Source organism: Mycolicibacterium monacense, from assembly GCF_010731575.1.
GTDB lineage: Bacteria > Actinomycetota > Actinomycetes > Mycobacteriales > Mycobacteriaceae > Mycobacterium > Mycobacterium monacense.
In genome coordinates this window covers 4,168,869-4,190,923 of the sequence record NZ_AP022617.1, presented here as the reverse complement: position 1 = coordinate 4,190,923, position 22,055 = coordinate 4,168,869, and the positions used below count along the sequence as shown (strand labels likewise).

At 69.8% G+C, this 22,055-nt stretch carries 26 protein-coding genes; 18 read left to right on the top strand and 8 right to left on the bottom strand.

Going from position 1 to position 22,055, the window contains the following annotated elements; genetic code table 11:
* Window positions 1-84 precede the first annotated feature (84 nt).
* The 5 genes from G6N49_RS20105 to deoC are packed head-to-tail and all read left to right on the top strand — an operon-like array spanning window position 85 to window position 2,602.
* Window positions 85-570 (top strand): helix-turn-helix domain-containing protein, encoded by a 486-nt coding sequence (locus G6N49_RS20105; protein ID WP_011558068.1) that lies wholly within the window; start codon window positions 85-87, stop codon window positions 568-570.
* Entirely contained in the window at window positions 563-1,174 is a 612-nt protein-coding gene (locus G6N49_RS20100; RefSeq protein ID WP_011558069.1) for a hypothetical protein, read from the top strand. Before G6N49_RS20105 ends, G6N49_RS20100 begins: the two co-directional genes overlap by 8 nt.
* Window positions 1,175-1,216: 42 nt before the next feature.
* Window positions 1,217-1,501: a DUF2516 family protein gene (locus tag G6N49_RS20095; RefSeq protein WP_011558070.1), complete on the top strand. Its 285-nt coding sequence runs from the start codon at window positions 1,217-1,219 to the stop codon at window positions 1,499-1,501.
* A 4-nt stretch (window positions 1,502-1,505) separates the two neighbouring features.
* The gene (locus tag G6N49_RS20090; protein ID WP_011558071.1) at window positions 1,506-1,922 is read left to right on the top strand and encodes a DUF2599 domain-containing protein; all 417 of its coding nucleotides are present in this window, start codon (window positions 1,506-1,508) and stop codon (window positions 1,920-1,922) included.
* The gene (gene deoC, locus G6N49_RS20085; protein ID WP_011854527.1) at window positions 1,922-2,602 is read left to right on the top strand and encodes a deoxyribose-phosphate aldolase; all 681 of its coding nucleotides are present in this window, start codon (window positions 1,922-1,924) and stop codon (window positions 2,600-2,602) included. Before G6N49_RS20090 ends, deoC begins: the two co-directional genes overlap by 1 nt.
* 7 nt (window positions 2,603-2,609) lie before the next feature.
* Here the strand turns inward: deoC and G6N49_RS20080 are convergent, their stop codons facing one another.
* Together G6N49_RS20080 and G6N49_RS20075 are read right to left on the bottom strand one after the other, a co-directional pair.
* Window positions 2,610-3,482: an LmeA family phospholipid-binding protein gene (locus tag G6N49_RS20080; RefSeq protein ID WP_083044807.1), complete on the bottom strand. Its 873-nt coding sequence runs from the start codon at window positions 3,480-3,482 to the stop codon at window positions 2,610-2,612.
* Entirely contained in the window at window positions 3,479-4,294 is an 816-nt protein-coding gene (locus tag G6N49_RS20075; protein ID WP_179967857.1) for a carbon-nitrogen hydrolase family protein, read from the bottom strand. The genes G6N49_RS20080 and G6N49_RS20075 overlap by 4 nt, the downstream gene beginning before the upstream one ends.
* 99 nt (window positions 4,295-4,393) lie before the next feature.
* Between G6N49_RS20075 and G6N49_RS20070 the strand changes: the two genes are divergently transcribed.
* Window positions 4,394-5,911 carry a high affinity choline transporter 1 gene (locus tag G6N49_RS20070; RefSeq protein WP_083044808.1) on the top strand — a complete coding sequence of 506 codons (1,518 nt, stop codon included), beginning with the start codon at window positions 4,394-4,396 and terminating at the stop codon, window positions 5,909-5,911.
* Here the strand turns inward: G6N49_RS20070 and G6N49_RS20065 are convergent.
* Genes G6N49_RS20065 through G6N49_RS20055 form a run of 3 tightly spaced genes read right to left on the bottom strand, consistent with a single transcriptional unit; the run spans window position 5,880 to window position 7,726 of the window.
* The gene (locus G6N49_RS20065) at window positions 5,880-6,671 is read right to left on the bottom strand and encodes an SAM-dependent methyltransferase (protein ID WP_083044809.1); all 792 of its coding nucleotides are present in this window, start codon (window positions 6,669-6,671) and stop codon (window positions 5,880-5,882) included. The two genes, G6N49_RS20070 and G6N49_RS20065, sit on opposite strands and share 32 nt — an antisense overlap.
* Window positions 6,672-6,677: 6 nt before the next feature.
* On the bottom strand, window positions 6,678-7,193 hold the full coding sequence (locus G6N49_RS20060) for a DUF2505 domain-containing protein (protein ID WP_235679553.1): 516 nt from the start codon (window positions 7,191-7,193) through the stop codon (window positions 6,678-6,680).
* Window positions 7,194-7,216: 23 nt separating this feature from the next.
* Window positions 7,217-7,726 carry a DUF2505 domain-containing protein gene (locus G6N49_RS20055; protein WP_011558078.1) on the bottom strand — a complete coding sequence of 170 codons (510 nt, stop codon included), beginning with the start codon at window positions 7,724-7,726 and terminating at the stop codon, window positions 7,217-7,219.
* A gap of 26 nt (window positions 7,727-7,752) precedes the next feature.
* On the opposite strand from G6N49_RS20055, the gene G6N49_RS20050 reads away from it, so the two are divergent.
* Window positions 7,753-8,805, top strand: a complete 1,053-nt coding sequence (locus G6N49_RS20050) for a UDP-N-acetylmuramate dehydrogenase (protein ID WP_083044810.1) — start codon at window positions 7,753-7,755, stop codon at window positions 8,803-8,805.
* 15 nt (window positions 8,806-8,820) lie between these two features.
* Window positions 8,821-10,113, top strand: a complete 1,293-nt coding sequence (locus tag G6N49_RS20045; RefSeq protein WP_011854534.1) for a L,D-transpeptidase — start codon at window positions 8,821-8,823, stop codon at window positions 10,111-10,113.
* Window positions 10,114-10,121: 8 nt separating this feature from the next.
* Here G6N49_RS20045 and G6N49_RS20040 read toward each other — a convergent pair whose 3' ends face one another.
* Window positions 10,122-10,877: an SDR family oxidoreductase gene (locus G6N49_RS20040; protein ID WP_064874363.1), complete on the bottom strand. Its 756-nt coding sequence runs from the start codon at window positions 10,875-10,877 to the stop codon at window positions 10,122-10,124.
* A 233-nt stretch (window positions 10,878-11,110) separates the two neighbouring features.
* Between G6N49_RS20040 and G6N49_RS20035 the strand changes: the two genes are divergently transcribed.
* The 6 genes from G6N49_RS20035 (at window position 11,111) to regX (ending at window position 17,057) form a co-directional block, all read left to right on the top strand.
* Window positions 11,111-12,370: an ROK family protein gene (locus tag G6N49_RS20035; RefSeq protein WP_221221765.1), complete on the top strand. Its 1,260-nt coding sequence runs from the start codon at window positions 11,111-11,113 to the stop codon at window positions 12,368-12,370.
* 35 nt (window positions 12,371-12,405) lie between these two features.
* Window positions 12,406-13,725, top strand: a complete 1,320-nt coding sequence (gene mshA / locus G6N49_RS20030; RefSeq protein WP_011558083.1) for a D-inositol-3-phosphate glycosyltransferase — start codon at window positions 12,406-12,408, stop codon at window positions 13,723-13,725.
* Window positions 13,722-14,255 (top strand): type III secretion system chaperone family protein, encoded by a 534-nt coding sequence (locus G6N49_RS20025; RefSeq protein WP_011558084.1) that lies wholly within the window; start codon window positions 13,722-13,724, stop codon window positions 14,253-14,255. Before mshA ends, G6N49_RS20025 begins: the two co-directional genes overlap by 4 nt.
* Window positions 14,256-14,296: 41 nt before the next feature.
* The gene (locus G6N49_RS20020; protein ID WP_064917158.1) at window positions 14,297-15,043 is read left to right on the top strand and encodes a phosphoglyceromutase; all 747 of its coding nucleotides are present in this window, start codon (window positions 14,297-14,299) and stop codon (window positions 15,041-15,043) included.
* Window positions 15,044-15,176: 133 nt separating this feature from the next.
* Window positions 15,177-16,355, top strand: a complete 1,179-nt coding sequence (locus G6N49_RS20015; protein ID WP_083044811.1) for a sensor histidine kinase — start codon at window positions 15,177-15,179, stop codon at window positions 16,353-16,355.
* A gap of 15 nt (window positions 16,356-16,370) precedes the next feature.
* Window positions 16,371-17,057: a two-component sensory transduction protein RegX gene (gene regX / locus G6N49_RS20010; RefSeq protein ID WP_011558087.1), complete on the top strand. Its 687-nt coding sequence runs from the start codon at window positions 16,371-16,373 to the stop codon at window positions 17,055-17,057.
* A gap of 21 nt (window positions 17,058-17,078) precedes the next feature.
* On the opposite strand, the gene G6N49_RS20005 is transcribed toward regX, so the two are convergent.
* On the bottom strand, window positions 17,079-17,366 hold the full coding sequence (locus G6N49_RS20005) for a YciI family protein (protein WP_011854539.1): 288 nt from the start codon (window positions 17,364-17,366) through the stop codon (window positions 17,079-17,081).
* A gap of 11 nt (window positions 17,367-17,377) precedes the next feature.
* Window positions 17,378-18,151, bottom strand: a complete 774-nt coding sequence (locus tag G6N49_RS20000; protein WP_011854540.1) for a DUF3109 family protein — start codon at window positions 18,149-18,151, stop codon at window positions 17,378-17,380.
* Window positions 18,152-18,248: 97 nt separating this feature from the next.
* On the opposite strand from G6N49_RS20000, the gene G6N49_RS19995 reads away from it, so the two are divergent.
* The 4 genes from G6N49_RS19995 to G6N49_RS19980 are packed head-to-tail and all read left to right on the top strand — an operon-like array spanning window position 18,249 to window position 22,023.
* Window positions 18,249-19,328 carry a Ppx/GppA family phosphatase gene (locus G6N49_RS19995; RefSeq protein ID WP_011558090.1) on the top strand — a complete coding sequence of 360 codons (1,080 nt, stop codon included), beginning with the start codon at window positions 18,249-18,251 and terminating at the stop codon, window positions 19,326-19,328.
* On the top strand, window positions 19,325-20,287 hold the full coding sequence (locus G6N49_RS19990) for an Rv0497 family membrane protein (RefSeq protein ID WP_083044812.1): 963 nt from the start codon (window positions 19,325-19,327) through the stop codon (window positions 20,285-20,287). The genes G6N49_RS19995 and G6N49_RS19990 overlap by 4 nt, the downstream gene beginning before the upstream one ends.
* A gap of 7 nt (window positions 20,288-20,294) precedes the next feature.
* On the top strand, window positions 20,295-21,140 hold the full coding sequence (locus tag G6N49_RS19985; RefSeq protein ID WP_011558092.1) for a sugar phosphate isomerase/epimerase family protein: 846 nt from the start codon (window positions 20,295-20,297) through the stop codon (window positions 21,138-21,140).
* A gap of 31 nt (window positions 21,141-21,171) precedes the next feature.
* The gene (locus G6N49_RS19980; RefSeq protein ID WP_011558093.1) at window positions 21,172-22,023 is read left to right on the top strand and encodes a thioesterase family protein; all 852 of its coding nucleotides are present in this window, start codon (window positions 21,172-21,174) and stop codon (window positions 22,021-22,023) included.
* The last annotated feature ends 32 nt before the right edge of the window (window positions 22,024-22,055 follow it).

The window sequence follows — 22,055 nt, the reverse complement described above, 5'->3', positions numbered from 1 at the left end:
TAGTGCTTGCAAAAGTTAGCACCCCCGCGTACGGTTGGTGATGTCGTTGATCGGATACCCGCGTTTCGAGGGGGTTGTCACCCAATGTCGCAGGACGAGAATCTTGCCGCCGTGGTGACCAACGCCGCTCAGGACATCGGCAGCTTCATCCGGAGCCAGCGAGAAGCGGCGCAGGTGTCCGTGCGGCAGCTGGCGGAGAAGGCCGGTGTCAGCAATCCCTATCTCAGTCAGATCGAGCGGGGATTGCGGAAACCGTCCGCCGATGTGCTCAACCAGATCGCCAAGGCGTTGCGGGTCTCGGCCGAAGTGCTCTACGTGCGAGCCGGGATCCTCGAACCCAGCGAGGCCGGACAGGTCCGCGACGCCATCCTCAGCGACACGGCGATCACCGAGCGGCAGAAGCAGGTGCTGCTCGACATCTACACGTCGTTCTGCCAGCAGAACGAGGTAGCCGGAAGCGAAGTAGACGAGGAGCCGACGACTGCACACACACCGATCAGTGGCGACCCGATCCAACGCGCACTAGAAACCACACCCGAAGATTCCCGAAAGGACATCCACCATGGCTGAGAAGAACCCCCAGGTCGACATCGAAGACCTCAAGGCCCCGCTGCTCGCCGCCGTCGGCGCCGCCGATCTGGCGCTGGCCACCGTCAACGAGATCGTCGCGAGCCTGCGTGACCGCGCCGAAGAGGCCCGCACCGACGCGAACAGCCGCGTCGAGGAGAGCCGGGCCCGCATCAACAAACTGCAGGAAGAGCTTCCGACGCAGGTCACCGAGCTGCGGGAGCGGCTGACCGCCGACGAGCTGCGCCGTGCCGCCGAGGGCTACGCCGAGGCCGCGCAGAGCACCTACGCCAAGCTCGTCGAGCGTGGCGAGGCCGCACTCGAGCGGCTGCGCAGCCAGCCCGGCTTCACCGACGCCGCCAACCGGGTCGAGACCTACACCGACCAGGCCGTCGAGCTGACCGAGCAGGCGCTGGGCAACGTGGCGACGCAGACCCGCGCCGTCGGTGAGCGCGCCGCCAAGCTCGTCGGTGTCGAACTGCCGAAGAAGACCGAGGAGACCGCCGAGCCGGTCAAGGCGGCGGCCAAGAAGGCCCCGGCCAAGAAGGCTCCCGCGAAGAAGGCTCCGGCCAAGAAGGCTCCGGCCAAGAAGGTCACCCAGAAGTAAGTCGAATTCGACCGAAGGATGACGCCCGCATAGGCTGGTGAGGTGATACTTGCCGACCTTGCGGGCGTCATCGTCTTGGGTCTCGTTCTGATCGTGTTGGTCGTCGGCGTGTACTCGTTCGTCCACGCCGCGATCCAGCGTCCCGACGCCTACACCGCGGCCGGGAAACTCACCAAGCCGGTATGGCTGGCCATCCTCGGCGGCGGTGTCCTGATCCTGCTGCTGTTCCGCGACGCGTTCGGCGCCGCGGTGTGCGCCTGCGCGGCGGGTGTCTACCTGGTCGACGTGCGGCCCAAGATCCTCGAGATCCAGGGAAAGTCGCGGTAGGTCCGTGCGCTACTTCCTGGCCGCCGTGACGGCGGCCCTGGTCCTGCCGCTGTCGATGAGCCTGTCGCCGGTCGCGGCCGCTCAACCCGCCCCGCCACCGCCCTACATCGACCATGTCACGTGGGCGAAGTGGGGCGATCTGTCGAGCCTGCGCGTCTACCCGACGACCGCGGGCCGGCGGGCCGCAGGCCAGGTCGGCACCGTCGCCGAAGCCGAACACGCCTGGGCCGAGGTGCTCGCCGCCTCGCCCGACGCCGCCATCCCCGGGATGCGGGAACAGTTCGACTGCCACTGGCAGTTCGCGGAGTTCGCCGCACCCGGTAAGACGAGCTGGAACCTCGAGCCGTGGCGACCGGAGGTCCCCGTCGAGCAGATGGTGGCCGCCGGCTGCAATCCCGGCGGCACCGAAGAGCCGTTCTGATGGGCGGGTGGACCCGCGAACGCGTGGCCGGACTCGTCGACCACACGCTCCTCAAACCGGAGGCCGGCGAGGGGGACGTCGAGGCGCTCGTGGAGGAGGCCGAGGCACTCGGCGTCTACGCCGCCTGCGTATCGCCGTCGATGGTGCCCGCCGCCGTCCGCATGCGCCCGTTCAGTACCAAGATCGCGGCCGTCGTCGGCTTTCCCTCCGGTAAGCACCTCCCGGCCGTCAAGGCACACGAGGCCGCGCTCGCCGTCGCCGCCGGAGCCGACGAGATCGACATGGTGATCGACGTCGGCGCCGCCCTGGCCGGTGACATCGACGCGGTGCGTGCCGACATCGCCGCGGTGCGCGCCGCGATCGGCGAGCGCACCCTGCTCAAGGTGATCGTGGAATCGGCCGCGCTGCTCGAACTCGGCGGCCGCGACGTGCTCGTCGACACGTGTCTGGCCGCCAAGGCCGTCGGCGCCGAATACGTCAAGACCTCGACGGGGTTCCACCCGCTCGGCGGCGCTTCGGCGGGCGCGGTCGAGATCATGGTCGCGGCGGTCGGACCGCAGGTCGAGGTCAAGGCCAGCGGTGGCATCCGCACCGCCGCCGACGCGATCGCGATGCTCGACGCGGGGGCGACCCGGTTGGGTCTGTCGGCCACCCGCGCCGTACTCGACGATCTGGACTGAACCGGGCTCAGAGCCCGTTGAAGCAGGGGTCCTCGCCGCTCTTCGGGATTTCGGCGTTCTGCGTCGAGAACAATGCCGTCACGCCGGTGTCGGTGACCTCGACGCTCTGCGCCTTGATGTCCATCGGGTAGTTCTGGGTCAACCCCGAGGTGAAGGCGTCGAGCGCGGGCTGCACGGCTTCGCGCGGGAGGGTGAACCCGAGCCCGGAGAGCTGCTGCACCTGCAGGGTGATGCCACCATTGCTGACCTGCGGTTTGGCGACGATGCTGCCGAGCGCGCCCTCGAGTTCGATGGTGCCCGCCGACGGGTTGGTGCTCACCCCGTTCAGGAAGCTGCCGAACAGCGGGATCGCGTCCTGGACGGTCTGGGTGATGCCCTCGGACGACCAGGTGATGTTCGCGGACAGCGAGCCGATGGTGCCGCTGGAGTTCGCGGTGTCCTCGAGCCGGACGTCCTGGATGTCGATGCCGACCTTCATACCCTTGGCGTCGCGGATCTGGTTACCCGCGGTCTCGATGTCGATGTTCGTGTAGTGGCCGGTCATGTGCTGCAGCAGGAACGGCGGCATCGCACCGAACGATGCGGTGGCCTCGTCCTCGACGACGCAGGACACGACGCGGGAGACCACGTCGTCGGCCCGGTTGCGGGCGTACAACTCCCCACCGAGCAGGCCGGCCGCGGTGAGCGCCACCACGATGACCACGGCCAGCACGATGGACAGCGGATCGCTGAACATGTCCTTGACCTTGGCCAGGAGAGAGCCGCGTTCCTTCGGTGGTTCCGCTCCCGGGCCGGGCGCCGACGGCGGCGCACCCTGCGGGAACGGCGGGGGAGGCGGGACTGGCTGCTGGTCGGCCGGACGGGCCCAGGGATCAGTCACGCCCGCGATTCTGCCCTACCGGGTGAGTCGACCTCCGCGCGGTTGTTCAGCACCGCGATGGTCTCGCGCACATTGCGCGCCGCGTCGAGGTCGAGGTCGGCGACCATCAGCTGCGGGTCCGCACCCGCGCTGACCACCACCTCTCCGGTCGCCGAGGCGACCAGGCTGCCGCCGATCCCGGTCGGTCCGGAGGCAGCCACCTCGTCGCCGGGATAGGCCTGGTCGACGGCGGCGAGGTAGCCGGTGGTGTCCAGCGCCCGGGCCCGCGCCAGCAGGGTCCACTGGTCGAGCTTGCCGGGCCCCGCACCCCACGAGGCGTGGACGGTGATCAGCTGGGCGCCGCGGCGCGCCAGCTCGACGTAGAGCTCGGGGAAGCGGATGTCGTAACACGTCGTGAGGCCGACCTCGACACCCGCGACGGTGATCGTGGCGGGCTCCGAACCCGGTGCGACCGTTCGGGATTCGCGAAAGCCGAACGCGTCGTAGAGGTGGATCTTGTGGTAGTGGGTGTCGACTCCGCCGCCGGTCGCGATCAACGTGTTGAGGACGCGACCGTCGCCGCTGGGGGTGAACATGCCGGCGACGACGGTGACGCCGGCCCGTTCGGCGATCGACCGCACCGCCGACGCCCACGGCCCGTCGAGCGGTTCGGCGACCGGCGCCAGCGGCACCCCGAACCGGCACATCGTCGCCTCGGGGAACAGCACCAGTTGCGCACCGGCGTCGACGGCGCGGCCGGTGTGGTCCTCGAGCACCTCGAGGTTGGCCGCCGGGTCGGTGCCCGCGGCGATCTGTGCGCAGGCGATCCGCATGGCTCCGGACATGTGCCAAGCCTACGGCCGCCGTCGTTCGCAACACGCGCTTAACCCCGCTCGCGAACCGCTGTAACCGCGCGGGGTTTGTCTGGGCCGATGGTGCTCTTCGGCGTGGGTGTCAGCATCGCCGTGGTGGTGCTCGTCGGCTTCCTGGTGTCCCGGCGGATCGCGGGTGACAGCGCCAACTTCCTCGTCGGCGGCCGGACGCTGCCGCTGATACTCGTCGGCGGCGCGCTGATGGGTTCGGCGGTCGACACCAACGCGACGCTCGGCAACACCGACCTGGCGTCGGAGTTCGGCTTCTGGGCCGGTGCGTGTCTGCCGCTGGGGCTCGCGCTGTGTCTGTTGTTCACCGGTCTGTTCTTCGCCAAGCCGATGAACCGGATGGGCCTGACGTCGTTCCCCGACTACTACCGCCTGCGGTTCGGCCGCGGCGTGGAGGTCGCCGCCTCGGTGATGCTGATGATCGGCTTCTGCATCCTGGTGGCGGGGAACCTGGTCGCGGGCGGGTTCCTGTTCAACTACTTCCTCGGCATCCCGTACTGGCTGGGCACGGTCGTCATCGCCGCGCTGGCCGTCGCCTACACCGGGACCGGCGGGCTGTTGGCCGACGCGTACACCGCGATCATCCAGATGGCGATGATCCTGGTCGGGGCGATGGGGCTGCTGATCTGGATGGTCCTCACCCATGGCCTGGCGATCGAAGAGGGGATGGGTCCGCTCGATCTCGGTCAGATGACCGATCCGGCGCAGGGCGCCACGGTCAACTGGGCGACGCTGATCGCGCTGGGGATCGGCGACATCGTGGCGATCGACTTCATGCAGCGGGTCTTCGCCGCGAAGTCGCCCGAGACCGCCCGCCGCGCGTGCTTCGGCGCCGCGGCCGGGGTGGTCGCGATCTGCGTGCCGTTCGGGTTGGTCGTGCTGTCGGCCAGGGCGTTCCTGCCCGGCGACCTCGATGGGCCGATCCTGCTGGTGCTGCTCGACGGCTATGCGCCGCTGGCGTTGACGATCCTGGTGCTGTGCGGGTTGGTCGGCGCGTCCATGAGCACCGCCAACGGCGCGATCCTCGCCATCTCCAACGTGTGCGTGCGCAATCTCGGCGGCGTGCGGCGGACGCACGTGCCGGGACAACCGGATCCGCTGCTGCGCGCCACCCGGATCGCGATGGTCCCGGTGACGCTGCTGGCCATCGCGATCGCGATCTACGTCAAGCAGACCGGGATCCTGCTCACCCTGGCGTTCGACCTGCTGCTCGCCTGCCTGGTGGTCCCGTTCATCCTCGGTCTGGTGTGGCGCAAGGGCACGTCGACGGCGGCGCTGGCGTCGATCGTCGTGGGCCTGTCGGTGCGGCTGGTGCTGTTCGTGATGACGCCGACGATGTACGGCCTCGACAACACGATCCTCTACATCCCCAACGGCGTGTTCGACGCGACGTTCGACGGGTGGCCGACGTTCATCGCGTTCGCCGCATCGCTGGCCACCTACGTCGTCGTCGCCCTCGTCACCCCGGCCGCGCCGATCCGGGGACTCGACATCCAGATGGCCGAGGACCTCGACGACGCGCTCGCCGCCGAACCGGTCACGGCGCGACCGTTGACCACGGCACGGTGAGCACCCCGTCACGCATCCGTCGCCGCGGCGGCTCGACCGGAAACCCTTCTGCGGCAAGCAGATTCAGCATCGCGCGCCAGCGGATCCGCGGGCCGAACACGCCGTGGCCCGCCACGCTGGCCCACGCCCGGTCCGCAGCGGCGAGCAGCCGGTGGATGGGCTGACCGGGCACGTTGTGGTGGATCAGCACCTTGGGGAGGCGTTCGGCGAGATCGGACGGGCGCTCGATGGCGAACGGATCGCACGCCAGCGTGAAGCTGACCGGTCCGACGGCGTCGAGCAGCACCCAGGCGCACCGGCGCCCGAGTTCGTCGCAGGTGCCGTCGACGATCAGACCGCCGGGCGCCAACCGGCTCCGCATGACCTCCCACGCCCCGGCCACCGCGTCGACCGGATACTGGCGCAGCACGTTGAACGCGCGCACCAGCACCGGCCGCAGCCCGGCCAGTTCGAAACCGCCCAGCGCGAACTCCACATCCGACGGCGCGGCGGCGCGGGCGGCCGCCACCCGCTCGGGATGGATCTCCAGACCGACCACCCGCGCGTCTGGGCGCACCGACCGCAGCCGTGACGCCAACTCCAGGGTGGTGATCGGCAGCGCGCCGTAGCCGAGGTCGACGACGAGCGGATCGGCGGCCGACCGCAACGCGGTGCGCACACGCGGCGAGTGCATAAGCCAGCGGTCGCTGCGGCGCAGCCGGTTGTGCCCGGTGGTGCCGCGGGTGAGGACACCGATCGGGGCGTTCGGACTCTGCGTCATCGGCTGTCAGCGGCGGCCGGAGACCCGTTCGGCGGTGAAGCGTTGTTCACCGTCGAAGAGGGTGCGCATATTGGTCAGGATGAGGTCTTCGAGCGTGCCGCCGACCAGCGGTATGGAGACCTTGCAGGTGCTGTGCACCAGTAACCGGCTGCCGGCCGGGGTGTCGGACAGTTCGTAGCGGCCCTCGAGCCGGCCCGGTGCGCGCGGCATCGTGGCGGCGAACCTGCCATGGGCGCACGCGGCGCCGTCGTCGAACGGATCGAAGTGCTGTTCACGGGTGATCACCAGGTCGACGGGCATCACCTTGCGCGCGACCGGCGGCAGATCGTCGCGCGGCATCACCTGACGCAACGCGATGTCGGTGCCACGCGCGTCCGAGCGGAACAGCGTCAGCTCGGTGCGCGGGTTGAGTGCGCGGTACACGTCGGTCAGCTCGCGCCAGTAGTCCTCGGAGGTGAACTGCGCGTGGACGTGTGCGGCGGGCGCATCGAACGCGACGGTGTGCTCCATCCGCCGTCCCATGGGGACTCACGGTACGCGTCAGGTCAGACGTTCTCGGTGATCCACACCGTGGTGAACCGTTGCTCGGCGATGATCAGGTCGACCAGACCGTTGCCGATGAAGTTCTCGATCTTGCCGCCGACGAGCGGCACACGCACCTCCACGGTGGCCTTGAGTTCCAGCCGCGAACCGCCGGAGGCGCCGGGCGACAGCACCGCCGTCCCGTTCAGCGTGACCGGGGCCCCGGGGATGGAACCGGTGACCGTCGCGGTGGCCCGGCCGTCCCGCACGCCGGTCCACGTCTCCTCCCGCTGGATCTCCAGATCGCCGCGGTGGAACTGGGCCACCACACCGGGCAGCCGGTCGGCGCGCAGCGTCTGCGTGGTCGTGACGTCGATGCTCCCGTCCTCGCCGACGGTCATCCCGTCGAGCGTGGCGTGGTCGGCGCCGGAGTCGGCCAGCCGTGCCAGCCAGTACCGCTGGTCGCTGAACGCCCGGTGGACATCTTCGACGGTGCCCTCGTAGTCGGCGGCCAAGTCGAATGAACGCGGCATAGCTGGCCACGCTACCGTTACCGCCCGTGACCGGTCAGGAACTCGCGGGCGCGGAGGTCGAAGCCGACGTCGCGCTGGCTCCCTTGACCACGCTGCGGGTCGGACCGGTCGCGCGGCGGCTCGTCACCGCGACCAGCACCGAACAACTCGTCGCCGCCCTGCGCGCACCCGTCGGCCGGGACGCGCTGATCCTCGCCGGCGGTTCGAACGTGGTGCTCGCCGACGACATGGCCGACCTCACGGTGATCCGGGTGGCCAACAGCGAGATCACCGTGCGCGACGGCATCGTGCGCGCCGAGGCGGGTGCGAACTGGGACGACGTCGTGGTCACCGCGCTGGCACACGGCCTCGGCGGGTTGGAGTGCCTGTCGGGAATCCCCGGTTCGGCAGGGGCGACACCGGTGCAGAACGTCGGCGCCTACGGGTCCGAGGTCGCCGACAACATCCGGCGCGTGCGGCTGTTCGACCGACGCACCGGCCGAGACGATTGGGTGACACCGCAGGACATGGCCTTCGGGTACCGAACCAGCGTGTTGAAGCACTCCGATCACGCCGTGGTGCTCGAGGTGGAGTTCGCGCTCGACGTCGGGGGCCGCAGCGCGCCGCTGCGCTACGGCGAACTGGCCAGGGCGCTCGACGTGGAACCGGGCGGCCGCGCCGATCCGGTCGCGGTGCGCGACGCGGTGCTGGCGCTGCGCCGCGGTAAGGGCATGGTGCTCGACGAACCCGACCGCGACACGTGGAGCGTCGGATCGTTCTTCACCAACCCCGTGGTCACGACGGCGGACCACGAACGCCTCGCCGCCGAGGTGGACGGTCCGGTGCCCAGCTATCCCGCCCCGGACGGGGTGAAGCTGGCCGCCGGCTGGTTGGTGGAACACGCGGGGTTCGGCAAGGGTTACCCCGGCGACGACGCCCCGGCCCGGTTGTCGACCAAACACGCGCTTGCTGTGACCAATCGGGGCCATGCGACCACAGCGGACGTGATCGCGCTGGCCAGGACGGTGCGCGACGGTGTGCGAACCACCTTCGGGATCGAACTCACCCCCGAGCCGACACTGGTCGGCTGCACTCTCTAGGTATGTTGGGTACACGTGAGTGCCGCCGACAAGCTGCCGCCCATGAATCGGCGGCGTGCCCTGACCGCCCTGGCGGTCGGACTCGTCGCGCCCGGAGCGCTCGCGGCGTGTAGCCGCTCGATCAGCAACCCCGGTGAGGCCGCGCAGGCGCCCGCGTCGGCGTCGCTGGCGTTCGAACCGGCCACCTCCGCCACCGACGTCTCACCCACCGAGCCGGTGCGGGTCGAGGTCAGCGGCGGCTGGTTCCAGCGGGTCGCGCTGATGAACGCCCAGGGCAAGCCCGTCGCCGGTGCCCTGAACCAGGACCGCAACGTCTTCACGGTGAGTGAACCGCTCGGCTACGGGGTGACCTACAGCTGGTCCGGCTCGGCGGTCGGGGAGGACGGCAAGGCCGTCCCCGTCAGCGGAAAGTTCACCACGCTCGACCCGGCCACCCAGGTCAACGGCCAGTTCCAGCTGTCCGACGGGCAGACCGTCGGCGTCGCCGCCCCGGTCATCCTGCAGTTCGACGCCTCGATCGGCGACGAGGACCGGGCCACGGTCGAGAAGGCGCTGTCGGTGACCACCAACCCGCCGACCGAGGGCAGCTGGGCGTGGCTGCCCGACGAGGCCGCCGGGTCCCGGCTGCACTGGCGCAGCAAGGAGTACTTCGCGCCGGGCACCACCGTGCGGGTGGACGCCCGGTTCTACGGGGTGAAATTCGGCGAGGACGCCTACGGCGCCGCCGACTCCTCGCTGGACTTCACGATCGGCCGCCGCCAGGTGGTCCGGGCCGAGGCGTCATCGCACCGCATCCAGGTGATCGACGAGGCCGGCGCGGTGATCATGGACTTCCCGTGCAGCTACGGCGAGGGCGACCTCGACCGCAACGTCACCCGCAGCGGCATCCACGTGGTCACCGAGAAGTACGAGGACTTCTACATGACCAACCCGGCCGCCGGTTACGCCAACGTCCGTGAGCGGTTCGCGGTGCGGATCTCCAACAACGGCGAGTTCATCCACGCCAACCCCGCCAGCCTGGGTTCACAGGGCAACAGCAACGTGACCAACGGCTGCATCAACCTGTCCGAGTCGGATGCCGAGCAGTACTTCCGCACCGCGCTCTACGGCGATCCGGTGGAGGTGACGGGCACGCGCATCCAGCTGTCCTACGCCGACGGCGACATCTGGGACTGGGCGGTGCCGTGGGAGGAGTGGAAGTCGATGTCGGCGCTGTCGGATCAGGCGTCGCCGGCGGGCATCCCGAGCACCGCACCGGTGACCCCGACCGGCGCACCGCAGCCGGTCAACGGCCGCCCCGGCGGGTAGCCCCGCCGTCAGCGGCGGTTGAAACGTGAGCCGCTGGCGCCGCTGACCTGATCGCGCGGCCGGATCACGATCAGGTCCAGGTCGACGTGCGAGGGCCGGCTGGCGACGAATCCGATCACCTCGGCGATGTCCTCGGCGACCAGCGGGGTGACCCCCTCGTAGACCTTCTCGGCGCGCTCTTCGTCGCCCTCGAACCGGTTGAGCGAGAAGTCCGTCTTCACCATGCCGGGCGCAACCTCGGTGAGCCGCACCGGTTTTCCGAGCAGCTCGCTGCGCAGCGTGCGGTGCAGGACCCCCTGGGCGTGTTTGGCCGAGGTGTAGCCGCCACCGTTGTCGTAGATCTCCACCGCGGCGATGGAGGTGACCGTGACGATCAGCCCGTCACCGGAGTCGATGAGCTTCGGCAGCAGCGCGCGGGTCACCAGCAGCGTGCCGAGCACGTTGGACTCCCACATCCACCGCCAGTGCTCGATGTCGGCTTCGGCGATCGGGTCCAGCCCGCGGGCGCCGCCGGCGTTGTTGACCAGCACATCCACCCGGTCCAGCGCCGCGGCCAATGCGTCCACCGCCTCGGTGGACGTGACGTCCGCCACAATGGCGGTCCCGCCGATCTCGTCGGCGAGAGCCTTGATGGGTTCCTCTCGGCGGGCCACACAGACCACGTGAAAGCCTTGGGCGGCAAGGTTTCTCGCGGTCGCCTCGCCGATACCGGCGCTGGCGCCGGTGACCACCGCGACGCGTTGGTCGCCTCGAGATGTCGTCATCTGCCCAACTCTAGCCAGCGTGCTAGATTCACTCTCGTGTTCTCCGATGGTCAGGTCTTCGACGCGCGGCACTGTTGTTGTCGTTGCGCATTTCGCCGCGCCTGACCGAACCGAGGGAGTCTTCCCGTTGAGTCGCAGGTGTGGCCAGGACCCACCAGCCGACTCTCCCGAAGGACCATCCCGTGCGTGCCACCCTCGATTCCGCCCCCGCCGCTTCGGTCGCCGTTCGTCGTCTGCCGGCGTCCAAGCGCCCCCTCGCCGCGGCGCCGCCGCGCATCACCCATCAGCGCCACGTCGTCGCTCCCGCGCTGAAAGTTGCTGACGCAGCGGCATCTTCGGTCTTCGCCGCCGCCCGCATGCGCGGTCCGATCGCCCGTGACGCCATCGCCCGCGTCACCGGGCTGAGCATCGCCACGGTGAACCGCCAGGTCAGCGCGCTCCTCGACGCCGCGATCCTGCGCGAGCGGGCCGACCTCGCGGTCTCCGGAGCCATCGGCCGCCCGCGGGTGCCGGTCGAGGTCAACCACGAACCGTTCCTCACCCTCGGCATCCATATCGGCGCCAAGACCACCAGCATCGTGGCGACCGATCTGTTCGGCCGGACGCTCGACGTGGTGGAGACGCCGACCCCGCGGGGTCCGCAGGACGCGGCGCTCGCGGTGCTGTCGGCCAGTGCCCGCAAATATCTGAGCCGGTGGCACCGACGGCGTGCGCTGTGGGTCGGGGTGGCCGCAGGCGGTGTCGTCGACGGCGTCACCGGCCACCTCGACCATCCGCGGCTGGGCTGGTCACACGCCCCCGTCGGCCCGGTGCTGGCCGAATCGCTGGGGTTGCCGGTGTCGGTCGCTTCGCACGTCGACGCCATGGCCGGCGCCGAGTTGCTGCTCGGTGCGCGCAGGCCGACCGTGGCGCCGTCGTCGACCAGCCTGTACGTGTACGCCAGGGAGACCGTCGGTTTCGCGTTGTCGATCGACGGGCGGGTGCACTCACCGACGAGCGGTCCCGGCACCATCGCCGCCCTGCCCGCCCAGTCCGAATTGCTCGGCGGCAGTGGCCAATTGGAGTCGACGGTCAGTGACGAAGCCGTCCTCACGGCGGCCCGCCGACAGCGCATCATCGCGGCCGACGGCCCCACCTCGACGATGGCGGCGGTGCTGCGCGCGGCGCGGCAGGGCAACGACGCCGCGCAGGCGTTGCTGGCCGAGCGGGCACGCGTGCTCGGTGAGGCCGTCGCGTTGCTGCGCGACATGCTCAACCCCGACGATCTGGTGGTCGGTGGGCAGGCGTTCACCGAGTACCCCGAGGCCATGCCGCTGGTCGAGGCGGCGTTCACGGCGCGCTCGGTGCTGCCGGGCCGTGACATCCGGCTGACGACGTTCGGCAACCGGGTGCAGGAGGCCGGCGCCGGGGTGGTGTCGCTGGGCGGTCTCTACGCCGACCCGATCGCCGCGATGCGCCGGTCGGGCGCCCGCCGCCCGGAGGCGGCGTCCTGACGGCCCGCCGATGACAGAGGTGTAGACATGAGTGTGTGCGCCTAGCAACGGACCAGCTCGGTAGGCCGCCCCAGCGCGTGGCCGTGTTGTCGGTGCACACGTCGCCGCTGGCGCAGCCCGGCACCGGCGATGCCGGCGGGATGAACGTGTACGTACTGCAGAGCGCGCTGCACATGGCGCGCCGCGGCGTCGAGGTGGAGATCTTCACCCGCGCCACGACATCGGCCGATCCGCCCGTCGTGCGGGTGGCGCCGGGCGTACTCGTGCGCAACGTCGTGGCAGGCCCGTTCGAAGGGCTCGACAAATACGATCTGCCCACCCAGCTGTGCGCGTTCACCGCCGGGGTGCTGCGCGCCGAAGCCACCCACGAACCCGGTTACTACGACATCGTGCACTCGCACTACTGGCTGTCCGGTCAGGTCGGCTGGCTGGCCCGGGACCGCTGGGCGGTGCCGCTGGTGCACACCGCCCACACGCTCGCGGCGGTGAAGAACGCCGCACTGGCCGAGGGTGACTCACCCGAACCACCCCTGCGTGCCGTCGGCGAGCAGCAGGTGGTCGACGAGGCGGACCGGCTGATCGTCAACACCGAACTCGAAGCCGAACAACTGGTTTCGTTGCACAACGCCGACCCGTCACGCATCGACGTCGTGCACCCCGGGGTCGACCTGGACACCTTCACCCCCGGTGATCGGGCAGCCGCCCGCGCCGCGCTCGGCCTGGACCCGCGCGAGACCGTCGTCGCGTTCGTCGGCCGGATCCAGCCGCTCAAGGCGCCCGACATCCTGCTGCGGGCGGCGGCGAAGCTGCCCGACGTGCGGGTGCTGGTCGCCGGCGGACCATCGGGGTCGGGCCTGGCCGCGCCGGACAACCTGGTTGCCCTCGCCGACGAACTGGGTATCTCAGAGCGCGTGACGTTCCTGCCCCCGCAGTCGCGCGAGGATCTGGTGCGGGTGTATCGCGCCGCCGATCTTGTTGCGGTGCCGAGCTACTCGGAGTCGTTCGGGCTGGTTGCCGTCGAGGCGCAGGCCTGCGGCACCCCGGTGGTCGCGGCCGCCGTGGGCGGGCTGCCGGTGGCGGTGCGCGACGGGGTGACCGGTGCGCTGGTCGACGGTCACGACGTCGGCGACTGGGCGCACACCATCGACTCGCTGCTGTCGCGCGGTCCGGCCACCATGCGGCGGGCCGCAGTCGAGCATGCGGCCACCTTCTCCTGGGCCCACACCGTCGACGACCTGCTGGCCAGCTACGGCCGGGCGATCAGCGACTACCGCGACCGGCATCCGCACGCCGACGAAACGCTGTCCCGCCGCACCGCACGGCGGTTCTCGAGGCGACGGGGGGTCCGGGCGTGAGTGACGACGGTCCGCTGGGGCAGCGAACGGATGACACCGTCCAGCGGACGATCGTCGACACCCTGGAGGAACACGACCTCGCCTACACGTTCCACGAGGGCGCCCACGGCGGACTGCCCGGCATCATCGTCGAACTGCCCGGCGAACGACGCCTCAAGACCAACACGATCCTGTCGATCGGTGAGCACTCGGTGCGGATCGAGGCGTTCGTCTGCCGCAAACCCGACGAGAACCACGAGGGCGTCTACCGGTTCCTGCTCAAGCGCAACCGCAGGCTGTACGGCGTCGCCTACACCCTCGACAACGTCGGCGACATCTACCTCGTCGGCCGGATGGCGTTGCACTCGGTGACGGCCGACGAGATCGACCGCATCCTCGGCCAGGTGCTCGAGGCCGTCGACAACGACTTCAACACCCTGCTCGAACTCGGGTTCAAATCCTCGATCCAGCGCGAATGGGAGTGGCGGGTCTCGCGCGGCGAATCGCTGAAGAATCTGCGCGCCTTCGAGCACCTCATCGACGACGACTGACGGCTCGGATGCAACCACCGCCCCCGTGAGAAGATTCAGCCATGGGAGATTCCACGCTGATCCTGCTTCGTCACGGCGAAAGTGAATGGAACGCGAAGAACCTGTTCACCGGCTGGGTCGACGTCGACCTGACCGACAAGGGCCGGGCCGAGGCCACGCGGGCCGGTGAGCTGATCGCCGATCTGGACCGGTTGCCCGACGTGCTGTACACCTCGCTGCTGCGGCGCGCGATCACCACGGCCAACATCGCGTTGGACAAGGCGGACCGGCACTGGATCCCGGTGCACCGGGACTGGCGGCTCAACGAGCGGCACTACGGGGCGCTGCAGGGGCTGAACAAGGCCGAGACCAAAGAGAAGTACGGCGAAGAGCAGTTCATGGCCTGGCGGCGCAGCTACGACACCCCGCCGCCGCCGATCGAGGCCGGCAGCGAGTACAGCCAGGACCGCGATCCCCGCTACGCCGACATCGACGGCGGACCGCTCACCGAATGCCTGGCCGACGTGGTGGCCCGCTTCGTGCCCTACTTCGAGCAGACGATCGTGCCGGATCTGCGCGAGGGCAAGACCGTGCTGATCGCAGCGCACGGCAACTCACTGCGTGCGCTGGTCAAGTACCTCGACGGCATGTCCGACGAGGACGTGGTCGGGCTGAACATCCCGACCGGCATACCGCTGCGCTACGACCTGGACTCCGATCTGAAGCCGACGGTGGCAGGCGGCACGTACCTCGATCCGGAGGCCGCGGCGGCCGGCGCGGCGGCCGTGGCATCCCAGGGCGCGAAGTAAGGGCCACGAATCAAGGGGGCCAACACAAACACGCGGTGAACTGCGGCCGAACTCCTGCGATTCGCGGTGTGACTTGTCTCGATTTGGCCGCACGCTGCTGGGATGACGTTCACCGCATGCGTACGATTTCGCTGTGAGTGTGGCATCCGCACTGCTGATGACGGCAGTCGTGGCGCTACTCACGCTGCTGGTGGGCGTGGGAGTGGGCGTCGCGCTCACCCCTCGGGTGGCGGAGCGCCGTCGCCGGCGGGCGGCCGAGACGGCGGGGATCACCGTGTCGCAGATGCTCGCCCACATCGTCTCGTCATCGCCCGTCGGCATCGTCGTCGTCGACAAATTCCGTGACGTGGTCTACAGCAATGTGCGGGCAGAGGAGCTGGGCCTGGTCCGGGACCGGCTGCTCGACGAACGGGCGTGGGAAGCCGCGCAGCACACGCTGAGCACCGGTGAGGACGTCCAGGTCGACCTGTCCCCGCGTAGGGTCGCCCACCCCGGCCGCTCCGGGCTGTCGGTGCGCGGCGCGGCGCGGTTGCTGACCAAGGCGGACCGCCGGTTCGCGGTGGTCTACGTCGACGACCACTCCGAATACGCCCGGATGGAAGCCACACGCAGGGACTTCGTGGCCAACGTCAGCCACGAACTCAAGACCCCGGTCGGGGCGATGGGCCTACTCGCCGAGGCGTTGCTGGCCTCCGCCGACGACCCCGAGACCGTGCGCCGCTTCGCCGGGAAGATGGTCGACGAAGCGCATCGACTCGCCGACATGATCGGCGAACTGATCGAACTGTCCCGCCTGCAGGGCGGTGAGCGGCTGCCCGACCTCGGCGTCGTGGACGTCGACACCGTCGTCTCCGAAGCGCTGTCGCGCCACAAGGTGGCCGCCGACAACGCCGACATCGCGATCACCACCGATGCGCCGACCGGCTTCAAGGTGCTGGGCGACCAGACGCTGCTGGTGGCCGCGCTGGCCAACCTGGTCTCCAACGCGATCGCCTACTCGCCGCGGGGGACCCCGGTGTCGGTGAGCCGGCGGCGTCGCGGCGACAACATCGAGATCTCGGTCACCGACCGCGGTATCGGCATCGACAAAGACGATCAGGAGCGGGTCTTCGAACGCTTCTTCCGCGTCGACAAGGCCCGCTCGCGGGCGACCGGCGGTACCGGTCTGGGCCTGGCGATCGTCAAACACGTCGCCGCCAATCACAACGGAGCCATCCGGCTGTGGAGTCAGCCGGGCACCGGATCGACGTTCACCCTGTCGATTCCGGCCTACCCGCGACCTCAGGAAGTAGACGATGAACCGAGTCAATAGGAGGACCCGAGACCAATGACCAGTGTGTTGATCGTGGAGGACGAGGAGTCCTTGGCCGATCCCCTGGCCTTCCTGCTGCGCAAAGAGGGCTTCGAGACCACCGTGGTGGCCGACGGACCCTCGGCGCTGGCCGAGTTCGACCGCGCCGGCGCCGACATCGTGCTGCTGGACCTGATGCTGCCCGGAATGAGCGGCACCGACGTCTGCAAGCAACTGCGCGCCCGGTCCAGCGTGCCGGTCATCATGGTGACCGCCCGCGACAGCGAGATCGACAAGGTCGTCGGGCTCGAACTCGGCGCCGACGACTATGTCACCAAACCGTATTCGGCCCGCGAACTGATCGCGCGGATCCGGGCGGTGCTGCGCCGCGGCACCGACGTCGACGACCCCGGCGTCCCCGACGGGGTGCTTGAGGCCGGACCCGTGCGGATGGACGTCGAGCGCCACGTGGTCAGCGTCAACGGCCAGTCGATCACGTTGCCGCTCAAGGAGTTCGACCTCCTCGAGTACCTGATGCGCAACAGCGGCCGGGTGCTGACGCGCGGTCAGCTCATCGACCGGGTGTGGGGTGCGGACTACGTCGGTGACACCAAGACCCTCGACGTCCACGTCAAGCGGCTGCGGTCGAAGATCGAGGCGGATCCGGCGAACCCGGTGCACCTGGTCACGGTGCGCGGTCTGGGATACAAGCTCGAGGGCTGAACCCGCCCCGACGCCGGACACCTATCCGGTTGTGCCGCCCATGATCTCGAAGACCTCGAAGGTGTTCACCCCGGCGAGGACCGAGGGGTCGTGTCGGCCGATCTCGAGGACCTCGGCGCGGTCCGCGGCGCGCAGCACGCCCAGCCCCCACACCCCCTCCGGATCGGCCACCGGACCGTAGACGACGACCTTGCCCGCCGCGAGGAGGTCCCGCCAGTAGTCCTGGTGGCCGGCCATCGCCTGCTGTTCGTCGGCCGTCATCGTCTGCGCGAAGTCGGCGCGCGGGGGCACCAGCTTGAACAGGAACACCCCCGGCCCGCTCACTGTGCGGCCCGCGTCGCCGGGTGGACCGCGACGAGTCCGAGCCCGCTGCGCCGACGGCACATGGCCGCCAGTTCCGCGTACGCCTTCTCGCCGAGCAGTTCGGTCAGCTCGGGTCCGTAGGACTCGTACACCTGCCGCGCGCCCACGTGGGCCGCCGGGTCGCCGGTGCAGTACCAGTGCAGATCGGCACCACCCTCACCCCAGCCCCGGCGGTCGTATTCGGTGATCGTGGTCTTGAGGATCTCCGAACCGTCCGGCCGGGTCACCCAGTCCTGCGTCCGCCGGATCGGCAACTGCCAGCACACATCCGGTTTCATCGTCAGCGGTTCGACGCCCAGCTTCAGCGCCTTGGTGTGCAGCGCGCAGCCGATCCCGCCCGCGAAGCCGGGGCGGTTGAGAAAGATGCACGCGCCCTTGTACTTCCGCGTCCGCAGGTTGGGCTTGTCGTCGTACTCGTCCATCTCGAGGTAGCCCTTCTTGCCCAGGCCCTTGTCGCGGAACTGCCAGTCGTCGGCGGTCAGCTGTTCGACGGCCGCATCGAGGCGGGCGCGGTCGTCGTCGTCGGACAGGAAGGCCCCGTGCGAACAGCAGCCGTCGTCGGGCCGGCCCTCGACGGTCCCCTGGCAGGCCGGGGTGCCGAAGACACACGTCCACCTCGACAGCAGCCACGTCATATCCGCGGCGATCAGGTGCTCTGGATTGTCCGGGTCGTAGAACTCGACCCACTCGCGGGCGAAATCGAGCTCCACCTCACCGGGATGGGCTGGCATCACGGGTGAAACGCTACCCGCCCCGGCGGGGTGCCGCGGTATACGAGATGGGGTGTCGGCGCACGGCAGGCCAGGGGCGACGGTCTAGGTTGGAAGCGTGCGACTGGGCGTGCTCGACGTGGGCAGCAATACCGTCCATCTGCTTGTGGTGGATGCGCGACGGGGCGGCCACCCGACCCCGATGAGCTCCACCAAGGCGTCCCTGCGGCTGGCCGAGGCGATCGACGACTCCGGCAAGCTGACCCGCAAGGGGGCCGACCGGCTCGTCGCGACCGTCGACGAATTCGCCAAGATCGCCACCAGTTCCGGCTGTGCGGAGATGATGGCGTTCGCCACCTCCGCGGTGCGCGACGCCACCAACTCCGACGACGTCCTGGCGCGGGTGCTGGCCGAGACCGGGGTCCGGTTGCGGGTGCTCAGCGGGGTCGACGAGTCACGGCTGACCTTCCTGGCCGTGCGGCGCTGGTACGGCTGGAGCGCCGGCCGCATCATCAACATCGACATCGGCGGTGGCTCGTTGGAGCTGTCCAACGGGGGCGACGAGGAGCCCGAGGTGGCGCTGTCGCTGCCGCTCGGCGCGGGACGGCTGACCCGCGAGTGGCTGCCCGACGATCCACCCGGCCGGCGCCGTGTGGCGATGCTGCGCGAATGGCTGGCCAACGAGCTCTCGGATGCCAGCACAGAACTGCTGGAAGCGGGCAGCCCCGACCTCGCCGTCGCGACGTCGAAGACGTTCCGGAGCCTCGCGCGGCTCACCGGGGCGGCGCCTTCGGGGGCCGGACCGCGGGTCAAGCGGACGCTGACGGCGACCGGGTTGCGGCAGCTCATAGCTTTCATCTCTAGGATGACCGCGGCTGACCGAGCGGAATTGGAAGGGGTGAGTGCCGAGCGCGCGCCACAGATCGTGGCCGGAGCGTTGGTGGCTGAAGCAAGCATGCGGGCGCTCGGAATCGAGTCCGTGGACATCTGTCCGTGGGCGTTGCGGGAGGGTTTGATTCTGCGGAAACTCGACAGTGAGGCCGACGGCAGCGCTTTCGTCGGCGGGACGGAGGTCGGCGGAGCCGACGACCTCACCCGCGTGAGCGGTATGGACGATCTCGCCGCGGTGGAGACGCCGGTGCGGGATGCTGGACCCAAGGCGCTCAGCCCAACTGCCACTAAAGGCAACACACGATGACAGAACCAGATAACAGCTCCAGCAGCACCCGGCCGATCTCGGTCGCCGAGTTGCTCGCGAAGAACGGCACCATCGGCGCGCCCCCGGTCGGCGGCCGGCGTCGGCGCCGCCGTGGCAACGCCGATGCGGTGACCGTCGCCGAGCTGACCGGTGAGATCCCGATCGTCACCGACCGCGCCTCGGACACCCGCGAGGAGCGGGCCGACGAGACCGCGCGGATCCCCGTCAACGGCGCCACCCAAGAGCAGGAGACGGTCACCGAACCCGCGCCGGAGGACGTCGCCGAACCCGAGGTCACCGAGGTGGCCGAATTCGAGACCGAGGAGCCCGACGACGTCGACGTCGACGAGGACATCCCGCTCGAACAGGACACCGTCGAACAGGACACCGTCGGCGCCGAGGACATGAGCCCCGACCCGCTCCTCGACGACGACGAGGAGCCGGCGGATCTGCTCGACTCTGACCTCGACGAACCGGCGCGCGAACGTTCCCAGACCGACGACGACGAGTTGCCGTCGTATCTGCGTTCGTCGGCCGGGCCGCTGTTCGGCGGCGGCACCGTCGCCGACGACCTCGCCCGCCGCGGCAAGGACGCCGACACCGCCACGATCGACGAGCACGACGACGAGGACGAACTCGACGAGCACGACCTCCGCGATGACCTCCGCGATGATGACGTCGAGGCCGGCGGTCGCATGTCGGCGTTCCTGCGCGGCGCCTGGATCGTCGGACAGTGCATCATCGCCGTCGCGTTCGGAGCGGGCCTGTTCATCGCGTTCGACCAGCTGTGGAAGTGGAACAACATCGTCGCGCTCGTGCTGTCGGTGCTGGTGATCCTCGGGCTGGTGGTCGGGGTGCGCGTGGTGCGCAAGACCGAGGACATCGGCAGCACGCTGATCGCCGTGGCAGTGGGCGCACTGGTCACGCTGGGACCGCTGGCGTTGCTCCAGTCCGGCTAGTCACCCTGTGCGCCCCGCGATCAAGGTCGGTCTGTCGACGGCCTCGGTCTATCCGCTGAGGACCGAGGCCGCCTTCGAGTACGCCGCCCGCCTCGGCTACGACGGCGTCGAACTGATGGTGTGGGCCGAAGCCGTCAGCCAGGACATCGACGCCGTGGCGCGGTTGTCCGCCCAATACGGGGTGCCCGTGCTGTCGGTGCACGCGCCCTGCCTGCTGATCTCGCAACGGGTGTGGGGCGCCAACCCGATCCCCAAACTGGACCGCAGCGTGCGCGCCGCCGAACAGCTCGGCGCCCAGACCGTCGTCGTGCATCCGCCGTTCCGCTGGCAGCGCCGCTACGCCGAGGGCTTCAGCGAGCAGGTCGCCGAGCTCGAGGCGGGCAGCGACGTGATGGTCGCGGTGGAGAACATGTTCCCGTTCCGGGCCGACCGGTTCTTCGGCGCCGGCCAGACGTCGATCGAGCGGATGCGCAAACGCGGCGGCAGGCCCGGACCGGGTATCTCGGCGTTCGCCCCCTCGTACGACCCGCTGGACGGCGATCACGCGCACTACACGCTCGACCTGTCGCACACGGCGACGGCGGGCACCGACGCCATCGAGATGGCGCAGCGGATGGCAGACGGGCTGGTGCACCTGCACCTGGCCGACGGCAGCGGCGCGTCGGCCGACGAGCACCTGGTGCCCGGTCGCGGCACCCAGCCGACCGCCGAGGTGTGTCAGATGCTGGCCAACGGCGACTTCAGCGGCCATGTCATCCTCGAGGTCACCACGTCCGGGGCGCGCACGGCCAACGAGCGCGAGGCACTGCTGCGCGAATCGCTGCAGTACGCCCGGGCGCACCTGCTGCGCTGACCGACTGCGCGCCGACCCACGGAGGATCCACATGTCCGGTTCGACCCTGTTCACCGACGCGATGGCGCTCACCGCGCTGGGCGAGGGCCGGTACCGCGGTGAGCTCAACGAGCACTGGACGATCGGCCCGAAGGTGCACGGGGGCGCGATGCTGGCGTTGTGCGCGAACGCGGCCCGCCTCGAACACGGGACCGCCGGGCAGGAGCGAAACGACTCGGGGGGTGGGGAAAGTGGTGTCGAGCCGATCGCGGTGTCCGCCAACTTCCTGTGGGCGCCGGACCCGGGTCCCATGGACGTCGTCACGACCGTGCGCAAGCGCGGGCGGCGGGTCAGCCTGATCGACGTCGAACTGCAGCAGGGCGACCGGGTGGCGGTGCGCGCCGCGATCACCCTCGGCGAACCCGAACACCACACCCCGCCGCTGCTGTCGGTCAACCCGGTCGTCCCGTTGATGACGCCCGAGCCGCCGCCGGGGCTCGAACCGATCGGCCCGGGGCATCACATGGCCGACATCGTGCACCTGGCGCACGGCTGCGACATCCGGCCGTCGCTCACCACGATGGCGCCGCGCTCCGACGGCGGCGCACCGGTGATCGAGTACTGGGTGCGGCCGCGCGACGCCGCACCGGACGTCCTGTTCGCGCTGCTGTGCGGCGATGTGTCGGCTCCGGTGACGTTCGGGGTCAACCGGTTCGGCTGGGCGCCCACCGTGCAGCTGACGGCGTATCTGCGGGCCCGTCCGGCCGACGGCTGGCTGCGGGTCATCTGCACCACGACGCAGATCGGTCAGGAGTGGTTCGACGAGGACCACGTCGTCGTCGACTGCGAGGGTCGCATCGTCGTGCAGAGTCGGCAGTTGGCGATGGTGCCCGCCGCGCAGTGACGCGCGCCGGATGACGGTGCGCGAGGCGGACA